Origin of the sequence: Arthrobacter sp. fls2-241-R2A-200, assembly GCF_030209745.1 — a bacterium.
In the GTDB taxonomy this organism is placed as follows: Bacteria; Actinomycetota; Actinomycetes; order Actinomycetales; family Micrococcaceae; genus Arthrobacter.
The window spans coordinates 21,230-32,590 of sequence record NZ_JARVRJ010000002.1; the positions used below are offsets into that span (position 1 = coordinate 21,230).

The window sequence follows — 11,361 nt, forward strand, 5'->3', positions numbered from 1 at the left end:
TCTGCTGGAACAACAGCAGTTTGGAACTGAAAATTAACTCGGCTCAGGTCGAGACAACGAGAGAAGGATGAGGCGAATTATGGGCAACCATAGTGACGGCAGTCCGAACCACTCGGGCACCGTAGCTACGGCTGGTCAGAATGAGGTGGAGAAATTCCAGGATCCTGGACTTCCTCCGCATCGTTTGCGCCTGGCTGACACGGACCCGGTAGCCGCAAAGCGTGCGGAGCGTCAGGTAGCCATTCTGTTTGGCATCTCTGTCATTGGCACGCTGGTCTTCTTGGTGGCGTACTTTGCCATCGACTTGGGCAAGGATTCAACCATTGCAACGATTCGTACGCAGAACCTCTTGCTGGGGCTCGGTACTGCATTTGCAATGCTCGGAATCGGCACCGGTATCGTGCACTGGGCCAAGGCCCTCATGCCCGACCACGAAGTGTCAGAGGAACGCCATGCCATTCGCACCGAGGAAGATCGCCAAGCGGCTGTCCGCATCGTTGACGATATCGTCGAAGAGACCGGCATCAAGCGCAGGCCATTGATCCGCAATACCCTTCTTGGCGCTATTGCCTTGGCACCACTTCCGGCGTTGGCCGTCTTCGGCGACCTGGGTCCCCGTCCCGACAACACGCTCGCACACACCATGTGGGCTCCCGACGGCGGCAAGCTCAAGCGCCTGACCCGCGACCCCGACGGCACGCCCATCAAGGCCTCAGACGTCACCATTGGTTCAGCGTTCCACGTCATTCCCGAAGGTCTCAACGAACTTCCGGAAGGCAAGCTTAATGCCAAGGCCAAGGCCGTAGTCCTTCTCATGCGGCTCGATCCCAGTTCCTTGAACCCGTCCGCGGGAAGGGAAAACTGGAGCTACAACGGCATCGTCGCGTATTCCAAGATCTGCACGCACGTCGGTTGCCCCGTTGCCCTCTACGAGCAGCAGACGCACCACCTTCTGTGCCCCTGCCACCAGTCCACGTTCGACCTCACGCAGGAATGCAAGGTCATCTTTGGACCGGCCAGCCGTCCGCTCCCCCAGCTGCCCATCGCAGTTGACGCTGAAGGCTACCTCGTCGCAACCAGCGACTTCAAAGAACCTGTAGGACCGAGTTACTGGGAGCGTGACGAGCATGAGCGCCTCATCAACAGCTGAAGCCCCCTTCGTACCGGAATCCAAAGTTGGCCGTTTCACCAACTTCGTGGATGAGCGGGTGGGCGGCTCCGGCATCCTGCGCGAGTTTGGCCGCAAGGTCTTTCCCGACCACTGGTCATTCATGTTCGGCGAAGTGGCGTTGTACTCCTTCGTCATATTGCTGATGTCAGGTACGTTCCTGACGTTCTTCTTCGATCCGTCCATGGCGGAAACCCACTACCAAGGTTCCTACACTCCGCTGTACAACGTGGATATGTCGGTGGCCTACAACTCCTCACTGAACATCTCCTTCGATGTACGCGGTGGGCTGTTCATGCGCCAGGTGCACCACTGGGCTGCACTGCTGTTCGTCGCATCGCTCAGCGTTCACATGTTGCGCGTCTTCTTCACCGGAGCATTCCGCAAGCCACGTGAAATGAACTGGGTAGTAGGCGGTGTCCTGCTTATCCTCTCGATGGCTGCCGGCTTCACCGGCTATTCATTGCCTGATGATCTCCTGTCCGGCAACGGACTGCGCATTATTGACGGCGTCATCAAGTCCATCCCGATTATTGGAACGTACATCTCGTTCTTCCTCTTCGGTGGGGAATTCCCGGGAACGGCAATCATTGGGCGCCTCTACGTCCTCCACATCCTGCTGGTACCGGCGTTGATCCTTTTGATGATCGTCATCCACCTCTTCATGGTTGTGGTCCATAAGCACACCCAGTACCCCGGCCCGGGCCGCAACGATGGGAACGTCGTCGGATACCCCCTGGGACCCGTTTACGCTGCCAAGGCCGGTGGATTCTTCTTCATCGTCTTCGGCGTCGTGGCACTCATGGCCGCTGCGTTCACGATCAACCCGATCTGGAACTACGGTCCTTACGACCCCTCCCCGGTCTCCGCTGGAACACAGCCTGACTGGTACATCGGTTTCGTTGATGGTGCCCTCCGACTCATGCCGGGTGTTATCAACGGCTGGCACGTCGAGCAGACCATCTTCGGACACACGCTGACGTTGAATGTCCTGCTCCCGGCGCTCGTTCCGGCCGGCATCATCTTCACCGTGTTGTTCACGTACCCGTGGATCGAGCGTTGGATCACCAAAGACAACCGGGAACACCACGTTCTTGACCGTCCGCGGAACGCTCCCACCCGTACGGCCATCGGCGTCGCAGGATTCACCTGGTACTGCGTCATGTGGGCGGCCGCCGGTTCGGACCTTATCGCGACGCACTTCAGCGTTTCGCTGAACGACGTCACCTACTGGCTCCGGACACTGTTCTTCGTCGGACCGTTCATCGCCTTCTTCGTTACCAAACGAGTTGCCTTGGCACTTCAGCGTAAGGACCGGGAAATCGCCCTTCATGGTCGCGAAACCGGCCGTATCGTCCGGCTTCCCCACGGTGAGTTCATCGAGGTGCACGCGCCTTTGGATGAATACAAGCGTTACAAGCTCGTAGGATTCGAGTCACCGCTCCCCCTGCCGGCCCAGCCGAACGGACACGGCGTGGTGACGCGGAGTGAGAAGCGACGCGCGGCTCTTTCCAAGTGGTTCTTTGAGGACAGGGTTGCTCCGGCAACACCTGCCGAGCTCGAGGCAGCCCACGCACATGGTCACCACGAGACCATCGAAGCAGGCGCAGACCAGAAGAGCCTGAGCCACTAACCAGCTCATTTCCAAAAGGGGAAGGCCCAGTCCATAAGGACTGGGCCTTCCCCTTTGCTGTACATTCAGTTGCCCGCTCCAGGACATTCATGTGTCCGCGCAAAGCGCTGACTAATGGGTGCGATATCCCGAAGCGTAATTCCTGGTGGGACGGACGCCCGGGCGCTGCAACGGCACCCACAGCTTGTATCGGTCAGCGCGGTAATAGGACACTGAATAGTCCACCATCGCCCTGGCAACAAATGCATGGCGCTGGATCTTCAGCAGTGGCGACCCCACATCGACATTCAGCAGGCGGGCCGTTGACGGGGAGGCTGCCGTGGCCTCGATCATGTCCTCGCCCCATTCCATCACCAGTCCATAACGCTCACTGAGAATGTTGTATAGGGATGTGGGCGGTGCCTCATCCAAAAGACCGGGTACCCGATGGGCCGGAATGAAGTTCTCGTCCACACTCATCGGCTCGTTATCGGCCAGCAGGAGGCGTCGGAAGCGAACCAGGGGCGTTCCCTCCTCGAGCTGCAGTTCGCGAGCCAGAAAGGCACTGGCGGCTATCTGCTCAAAACTCAGTACCTTAGCAGCGGGTACCATGCCACGCCGTTGCATCTCTTCGCTGTAGGAGGTGAGCTTCACCTGCAGGTCCAACTTGGGCTTCCTCACAAACGTGCCCAGTCCAACAACGCGCTCGAGGACTTCTTCACCAACGAGGGCATCGATTGCTTGCCTGACCGTCATCCTCGCCAGTCCGAAGCGCTCAGAAAGATCCCGTTCCGAGGGAAGGGCAGAACCGGGCGGGCACGATTGCGCTATGAAAGACCGCAGTATCTCCCGGAGTTGCACGTAGATGGGAGTCGCGCTGGTGCGGTCAATGTCGCCCGCAATGTTCGCCGCTTCAGCCACGATATTGGTCCTGCAGAGGATCGCTCATGGTTCAAGCGTAGTTCACACTGGCTACAGGTCTAGACCAGTGTGGCGGTGCCGTTCGTTCAACGGAAACCTCGAAGGCTACGCTTGTAAGGTCAATTTATTGTGGCGGCGGGACCGCCCGAGCGGAGGAGCAGTGTTGCCCGAACAAAGATCCATTGTGGCTGCGGCCCTTGGCCTGCACGCACGGGCGGCTGCCATCTTCGTCCGCACAGTCACGGACACAGGACTGCCGGTGACAATCCGGAAACCAAACGGATCAGCCGTGGACGCCCGCTCCCTCTTGGAAGTAATGAGTGAAGATTTTGGCCATGGATGCGAGGTCCTGCTTGAGGTTGCGCCTGACGCCCTACCTGGCCCTACCAGCGTGTCCGATGTTGCCGCCGCGCTGAGGTCACTCTCCGCGGTCCTGGAGCGTCCTGGACTCAACTAGGGCACGAACGGCAGCCTTAAACGTCGATGGGCCCCACCAGTGGTGGGGCCCATCGCGCTATTGAAGAGAACTTACTAGTGGGCGTGATCGCCGCGGCTGTACTCGAACACCCATCCCACGAGGGCTACGACAGCCAACCCGGCTGCAATGAACGTGATCCAGAAGCCAATGGCCAAACCAAGGAACCCACTTGCACAAGAGATACCCAGTACCAGCGGCCACCAGCTCCAGGGGCTGAAATGCCCCTGTTCGCCGGCGCCCTCGTGTACCTCAGCGTCGGCGCGGTCTTCAGGGCGCAATCCAACCCGGCGTCCGGTGAATCCCAGGTACGCGCCGATCATGCCGGCCAACCCACCCACCAGCAAGATACCGAGGATGCCTACCCACTCAGACCAGCCGGTCAGGAAGCCATAAACAATAGCTACGGGGACGAAGAAGAAGATGCCGGCTCCGAAGAGCCATGATTCGACTTTCACTTTCGGACGTCCTTCTGGTCGGCGTTACCCAAGGCGGCAGCTGCGGGAGACGGAGCCCCGGCGGTAACGATCTGGGCGAGTTCCGGGTGGTGCAGGTCCAGGGCCGGGCGCTCGGAGCGAATGCGGGGCAAGGAGGTGAAGTTGTGGCGAGGAGGCGGGCAAGAGGTTGCCCACTCCAGCGAGGCACCAAAGCCCCACGGGTCATCAACTTCGACCTTCTTGTCACTGCGCCACGTGATGTAGACGTTCCAGAAGAACGGCAGGAGGGAGGCACCAAGGACGAACGAAGAGATGGTGGAGAACTGGTTCATCCAGGTGAAACCGTCCTGCGGAAGGTAGTCAGCGTAACGCCGCGGCATACCTTCAACGCCAAGCCAGTGCTGGATCAGGAAGGTTCCGTGGAAGCCCAGGAACAACAACCAGAAGTGGATCTTGCCGAGACGCTCGTTGAGCATCTTGCCCGTCCACTTTGGCCACCAGAAATAGAAGCCGGCGAACATTGCGAACACCACGGTGCCAAACACCACGTAGTGGAAGTGGGCCACCACGAAGTAGGAGTCCGAAACGTGGAAGTCAAGCGGCGGTGAGGCGAGGATGATGCCGGTGAGGCCGCCAAAGAGGAAGGTCACCAGGAACCCAATGCTCCAGAGCATCGGAGTTTCAAAGGTGATCGAACCCTGCCACATGGTTCCAATCCAGTTGAAGAACTTCACGCCGGTAGGTACGGCGATCAACATGGTCATGAAGGAGAAGAACGGCAGGAGCACGGAGCCGGTGACATACATGTGGTGTGCCCACACGGTGACGGACAGCGCTGCAATGGCAATTGTCGCGTAGACCAAACCCTTGTAACCAAAGATCGGTTTGCGGCTAAAGACCGGGAAGATCTCGGACACGATGCCAAAGAACGGCAGGGCGATGATGTAAACCTCAGGGTGTCCGAAGAACCAGAACAGGTGCTGCCACAGCACGGCGCCACCGTTGGCCGGGTCGAAAATGTGCGCCCCGAACCGGCGGTCAGCGCCAAGTGCGAACAAAGCAGCTGCAAGCGGCGGGAAGGCCATGAGTACCAGGATCGCGGTCACCAGGGTGTTCCACGTGAAGATCGGCATGCGCCACATGGTCATGCCGGGGGCACGCATGCAGATGATGGTGGTAATGAAGTTGACCGCACCAAGGATGGTTCCGAAACCGGACAGCGCAAGCCCGAAGACCCACAAATCACCGCCAACACCCGGGCTGAACGTGGTGTCGGACAAGGGAGCGTAGGCAAACCAACCAAAGGACGCTGCACCCTGCGGAGTAATGAATCCGGAGACGGCGATGGTGGAACCGAAAAGGAAGAACCAGAAAGCCAAGGCGTTCAGTCGCGGGAAGGCGACGTCGGGCGCGCCGATCTGGAGAGGCATGATCACGTTTGCGAAGCCTGCGAAGAGGGGCGTAGCAAACATCAGGAGCATCACGGTGCCGTGCATCGTGAACAACTGGTTGTACTGTTCCTTGGTCTGCAGGATCTGCATACCCGGCTCAAAGAGTTCAGCGCGGATCAGCAGCGCCATCACGCCACCAAGGCAGAAGAAGACGAACGATGCGATCAGGTACATGTACCCGATGGTCTTGTGGTCCGTGGAGGTGATCCAGTTGACGACGATGCGCCCCTTGGACTTTGGAACTACTGGAGTCTCAAGGACCCCGGCGGATTGAGTGTACGTAGCCACGTCGCTCCCCTTACTTGGTCTGCGTGGTGGTCAGGTCCGGGTTGCGGTCGTAGTCCGCACCGAGGAGACCCGTGTTGCCTGCCTTGCGGAGATCGTCCATGTGAGCCTGGAACTCAGACTGGGAGACAACCTTGACACGGAAGAGCATTTCGGAGTGGTACTCGCCACAAAGTTCAGCGCACTTGCCATCGTAAGTGCCCTCCTTGGTGGGAGTGAACCTGATGTAGTTCGTCTTACCTGGAATCATGTCGCGCTTCTGGAGGAAGGCGGGAACCCAGAAAGAGTGGATGACGTCGCGAGAGTTGAGTTCCAGGTCCACGGACTTGTTGACCGGTAAGTACAACGTGGGGAGGAGGTCCTTGTTGACGTCGTTACCCGTCAGGTGTGCCTGGACACCGGCCTCGTGCAGGTCTTCAGTGATGACCTGGCCCTTTTTGTAGTTGAAGTCCCAAGCCCACTGCTTGCCGCGGACGTCAACGACGACGTCGGCCGGCTGCGATCGGTCATCGATGGCGCGCTGATCCTGGTCGGTGAAGTAGAAGAACACCAACACCATGAAGAGCGGGATGGTCAAGTAGAAGACCTCGAGCGGCAGGTTGTAGCTCAACTGCTTGGGGAAACCCGTGGTGCCCTTGCGGCGACGGTAGGCAATGATGCACCAAACCAGGAGACCCCAAGTGATGATGCCCACTGCCAAGGCGGCGATCCATGAGTTGACCCAGAGGTCCATGATCCGGTCGGTGTGGTCGGTAGTGCCGCGCTCTGTCGGCAGCCAACCCTTCTCTACCTCTGGTGAACATCCGGTCAAAACCAACGCGCCGGCAACTGCCAAGCCAGTGATCGAGGTGATCTTTACGCGTCGGCTGCCGGTTCGGTTCTGCGAACTCACAGACGGCCCTTCCTCTTGTTGCTATCTCCCGGCAGGCCGGAGGCCAACCGGGCACACTAAAAGTTTTACTACCCGATGTAGAGCTTACCGCTACGAAGCGGTTTTTGCGCACATGTCGGCGCCGTGGCTCCCGAGGCGATATAACGGTCAGGAAACGGCGCCGACATGGGGCAATGACCTACGTCAGTGGAACGAATCGCCGCAGGCGCACGAGCCACCCGCATTGGGGTTGTCGATGGTGAAACCCTGTTTTGAGATCGTGTCCTCGAAGTCGATGCTGGCGCCACTGAGATAGGGCACGCTCATCTTGTCCACTACTACCTCGACGCCGTCGTAGTCACGCACGGCATCGCCGTCGAGCAGGCGCTCATCGAAGTAGAGCTGGTAGATCAGGCCGGAGCAACCGCCGGGTTGCACTGCGACCCGCAGGCGCAGGTCCGTCCGGCCCTCTTGCTCCAGGAGGCTGCGGACCTTGCCTGCCGCGACGTCGGTCAGGGCGACCTCGTGCGTGGGGAGCTCATCGCCGGTAATGACCTGCGCTCCGGTGCTGTTTTCGTTGGTTGCAGTGCTCATTGGCCTACCTTCTTATGAAGCTTTTGGCGACAGTGTCGGAGCACTGCCTGCCCTTACCCAAATTACGTACGGGTTATACCTATATGCTACGTCGCGCGGACGCCTAGCTATAACTCTTGGCGTAACCGTGTGCTGCCACTACTTGTTCCCACCTGGCTGGAGTCTATTCGCCGAGCCCGGATGCGTTGAGCCGTGCAAGCATCAGCGCCTCCGCGAGGACCGCGTGGCGGAAATCTCCGATGTGCAGCGACTCATTGGCGCTATGGGCCCGGGAATCGGGATCCTCGACGCCGGTCACCAGGATTTGCGCTTCCGGATAGATGTCCACGAGGTCTGCAATAAAGGGAATGGAACCACCGATGCCCATCTCCACAGCCTTGACTCCCCAAGACTCCTCCAACGCCCAAAGAGCCACGCGCGCGGCTGGTGAAGTGGTATCGGTGGAGAAGGCAGTACCCCGCTCCCCCGGGGCGAATGTCACTTTCGCGCCGAAGGGAGCGTTGGCCAGGAGGTGCTCCCTCAGGGCGTCCATGGCGGCATCGGGATCCTGGCCGGGGGCCAGACGCATGCTGAACTTGGCCCGTGCAGCAGGAATCAAGGTGTTCGAGGCTACATCCACTGCCGGGACGTCCATACCGATAATGGAAAGCGCGGGCTTCGTCCACATGCGGGAAGCGATCGTCCCGCTCCCGGCGAGCCTCACGCCGTCGAGCACTGAGGCATCCGCACGATAATCGGCTTCATCCACATCGACCGCCACATCGTCCCGGGACACCAGGCCGGGCACCGCCACATTTCCCTCATCATCGTGGAGGGTGGCAATCAGGCGGGACAGGAGGGTTGGCGCATCCAGCACAGGGCCTCCGAACATTCCGGAGTGGACGGCGTGGTCCAGGACCCGCACTTCGAACGTTCCGTCCACCAGCCCACGCAGACTCGTGGTCAGCGCGGGCACGCCGACCTTCCAGTTGCTGGAGTCGGCGACAACTATGACATCGGCCCGGAGCAGTTCCTGATGCTCTTCGAGGAACGTCCTGAACGTCGGTGATCCTGCTTCCTCTTCGCCTTCGAAAAAGAACGTCACCCCCAGGCCGAAGTCGTCGGCGAGAACTTCTGTCACTGCTGCGTACGCAGCCAGGTGGGCCATAATGCCGGCTTTGTCGTCGGCGGCGCCACGACCGTACAGCCGCCCTTCTCGCTCTTCGGCCACGAACGGCTCAGACATCCATAGGGCAGGATCACCAGGCGGCTGCACGTCATGGTGGGCATAGAGCAGGATGGTCGGCTTGCCGACGGCGGCCGGGCGTCGTGCAACGACGGCGGGACCGCCGGGCGTGCCGTCCGCTTTGTCGCAACGGAGGATACGGACCTCTTCCATGCCGGCGGCCGTGGCCAGTGCGGCCACTGCTTCGGCGCTCCTGTCGAGTTCCCGGGGATCGAAGCTGGCCCAGGCGATACCCGGTATACCGACCAAGTCTTTGAGTGAAGCCAGGGTGGTTTCGAAGGACGCCTCGACGGCGGCGGCAAGCGCTTCTACTGGCGTGTCACCGGAATTGCTGTGCTTGTTCTGCGGGATCTCTCCGCGTGCTGAAGTCATGGCCCACACTTTACCGCCGCGCGTCCCCCGTGCTTGGCTGGGCCGGGCTGTTGGATGAGCGCCACCTGACCGGCTACGCGTAACCTGCGCCACCTTCCTGCGGGGTATTCTGTATGGGTGTTCGGACGCAAAAAGGAAGAGCCCAGCGCTCAATCAGTAGTAGACCAGGCGTATGCCGCCTCGGAGACGGGCCCTGGAAAGGGCTCCCCCACGCCCAAACGGAAGGTTCAGGAAGCGGCCCGCAAACGTCCGCTGGTCCAGACTGACCGGAAAGCTTCGAAAGAAGCCGAGCGTGTCGCCATTCAGGACCAACGTCAAAAAATGCGTCGGGCGCTGGACACCGGTGACGAGAAGTTCCTGCCCCTCAGGGACAAGGGACCCCAGAAACGTTTCACCCGGGACTTTGTCGATGCACGCTTTAGCTTGGGCGAATACTTGATGTTCGGCGCGCTGCTGTTCGTGGTAATCACGCTGGTCATCCCCTCCAACGGTGTGGGGATCAGTTACGTCCTTGTCGCCTTCTGGGTCATGTTCCTCGCCGTTTTTGTCGATGCCTTCATCCTGTCGCGGCAACTGCGCAAGCGGCTCACGGCCAAGTTTGGCCAGGTGGAACGCGGCACCATTTGGTACGGCTGCATGCGTTCCCTTCAGTTCAGGAAGCTCCGCCTTCCCAAGCCACTGGTCAAGCGCGGCCAGTACCCGGGCTAAGGGACCAGCACCCCGGCTAAGGGAGCCTCCCTAGCCGTAGACCCCACACGCAGCAAAAGACCCTGGACCGCCGGTCCAGGGTCTTTTCGTATGCCATATCAGGCGCCGCGTTTGCGGATCTTCGCCAGCCCTTTGTTGATGCGGGCAGCCCAGAACGGCCCTTCGTAGAGAAACGCGGTGTAGCCCTGTACCAGGGTTGCACCTGCATCCAATCTGTCCTGGACATCCTGGACGGACTCGACTCCACCCACTGCAATGAGGACGAGATTGTCCCCCACCGCACTCTTCAGCCTTCGCAAGACCTCCAAAGAACGGCCCTTCAGCGGCGCACCTGAGAGGCCGCCGGCCCCCAGTGCCTGCACCTTGTGCGCATCTGAGGTCAGGCCTTCGCGGGAAATCGTGGTGTTGGTGGCAATGATGCCATCCAATTTGAGGTCCAAAGCGAGCCTTGCGACGTCGTCGACGTCGGCGTCGTCCAGGTCCGGCGCGATTTTGACCAGCAGCGGAACATGGCGTCCGGCCGCTTCATCGGCGCAGTCGCCGACGGCGCGCAGTAACGGGCGCAAGGTTTCGACGTTCTGCAGGAGCCTGAGGCCCGGCGTGTTGGGCGAGCTGACATTGACCACCAGGTAGTCGGCCGCGGGAGCCAGGCTCCGGGCACTGGCCAGGTAGTCCTCGGTTGCGTCCTCAAGCTCGACAACTTTGGTTTTGCCGATGTTGACGCCGATCACCGGGCGCACGTCAGGGTGCGTCCGCTGCAAAGCAGCCCGGGCAGACTTGAGCCGCGGCGCAACGGCGGCAGCGCCGTCGTTGTTAAATCCCATGCGGTTGATGACCGCCCGATCTTCAACCAGTCGAAAGAGGCGTGGCTTGTCGTTGCCCGGTTGCGGTTGGCCGGTGATGGTCCCCACTTCAACATGGCCGAAACCCAACTCGACGAGCGCCTCGATGCCATGCCCTTCCTTGTCGAAACCTGCCGCCAGCCCAAACGGGGAGGGGAAGGTAAGTCCGAACGCCTCGGTCCGAAGGCAGGACTCGGGCTGGGTGATCCTCGCCAGGATGCGGCCTGCACCGGACCGGTGGGCCGCGCGGATGGCTTGGAAACCGATCCTGTGGGCCTTTTCGGCATCCATCCATGAGAAGGCCAACTTGAAGAAGGTGGGGTATACACGCATGCTCCTAGTTTTCCCGCTTACGGACCCCACACCAAACCCATGTACGGGGATGCCGCTAGCATGTAGC

11 protein-coding genes are annotated in these 11,361 nt (G+C 60.3%); 4 read left to right on the top strand and 7 right to left on the bottom strand.

All coding sequences use genetic code 11. The annotated features are described in order from the left end of the window. The first annotated feature begins 79 nt into the window (after positions 1-79). Entirely contained in the window at positions 80-1,150 is a 1,071-nt protein-coding gene (gene qcrA / locus QRN42_RS02290) for a cytochrome bc1 complex Rieske iron-sulfur subunit (RefSeq protein ID WP_284974608.1), read from the top strand. After that, positions 1,128-2,801 (top strand): cytochrome bc1 complex cytochrome b subunit, encoded by a 1,674-nt coding sequence (qcrB, locus tag QRN42_RS02295; protein WP_284977889.1) that lies wholly within the window; start codon positions 1,128-1,130, stop codon positions 2,799-2,801. The genes qcrA and qcrB overlap by 23 nt, the downstream gene beginning before the upstream one ends. 111 nt (positions 2,802-2,912) lie before the next feature. Here qcrB and QRN42_RS02300 read toward each other — a convergent pair whose 3' ends face one another. Continuing rightward, positions 2,913-3,701, bottom strand: a complete 789-nt coding sequence (locus QRN42_RS02300) for a GntR family transcriptional regulator (protein ID WP_284977890.1) — start codon at positions 3,699-3,701, stop codon at positions 2,913-2,915. A 163-nt stretch (positions 3,702-3,864) separates the two neighbouring features. On the opposite strand from QRN42_RS02300, the gene QRN42_RS02305 reads away from it, so the two are divergent. Next, a complete protein-coding gene (locus tag QRN42_RS02305) occupies positions 3,865-4,158 on the top strand; it encodes an HPr family phosphocarrier protein (RefSeq protein ID WP_284977891.1) in 294 nt (97 codons plus the stop codon). A 74-nt stretch (positions 4,159-4,232) separates the two neighbouring features. Here QRN42_RS02305 and QRN42_RS02310 read toward each other — a convergent pair whose 3' ends face one another. From QRN42_RS02310 to QRN42_RS02330, 5 genes are all read right to left on the bottom strand, one after another. Next, entirely contained in the window at positions 4,233-4,634 is a 402-nt protein-coding gene (locus QRN42_RS02310; protein WP_284974604.1) for a cytochrome c oxidase subunit 4, read from the bottom strand. Further along, positions 4,631-6,352, bottom strand: a complete 1,722-nt coding sequence (ctaD, locus tag QRN42_RS02315) for an aa3-type cytochrome oxidase subunit I (RefSeq protein WP_284974603.1) — start codon at positions 6,350-6,352, stop codon at positions 4,631-4,633. The genes QRN42_RS02310 and ctaD overlap by 4 nt, the downstream gene beginning before the upstream one ends. Positions 6,353-6,362: 10 nt before the next feature. Beyond that, on the bottom strand, positions 6,363-7,241 hold the full coding sequence (gene ctaC, locus QRN42_RS02320; RefSeq protein ID WP_284977892.1) for an aa3-type cytochrome oxidase subunit II: 879 nt from the start codon (positions 7,239-7,241) through the stop codon (positions 6,363-6,365). 183 nt (positions 7,242-7,424) lie between these two features. Continuing rightward, entirely contained in the window at positions 7,425-7,814 is a 390-nt protein-coding gene (locus QRN42_RS02325) for a HesB/IscA family protein (RefSeq protein ID WP_284977894.1), read from the bottom strand. Positions 7,815-7,977: 163 nt separating this feature from the next. Then, on the bottom strand, positions 7,978-9,411 hold the full coding sequence (locus QRN42_RS02330; RefSeq protein ID WP_284977895.1) for a dipeptidase: 1,434 nt from the start codon (positions 9,409-9,411) through the stop codon (positions 7,978-7,980). A gap of 117 nt (positions 9,412-9,528) precedes the next feature. On the opposite strand from QRN42_RS02330, the gene QRN42_RS02335 reads away from it, so the two are divergent. Next, the gene (locus QRN42_RS02335; protein WP_284977897.1) at positions 9,529-10,119 is read left to right on the top strand and encodes a DUF3043 domain-containing protein; all 591 of its coding nucleotides are present in this window, start codon (positions 9,529-9,531) and stop codon (positions 10,117-10,119) included. A gap of 98 nt (positions 10,120-10,217) precedes the next feature. On the opposite strand, the gene QRN42_RS02340 is transcribed toward QRN42_RS02335, so the two are convergent. Next, entirely contained in the window at positions 10,218-11,294 is a 1,077-nt protein-coding gene (locus QRN42_RS02340; RefSeq protein WP_284977898.1) for a quinone-dependent dihydroorotate dehydrogenase, read from the bottom strand. Between the last annotated feature and the right edge of the window lie 67 nt (positions 11,295-11,361).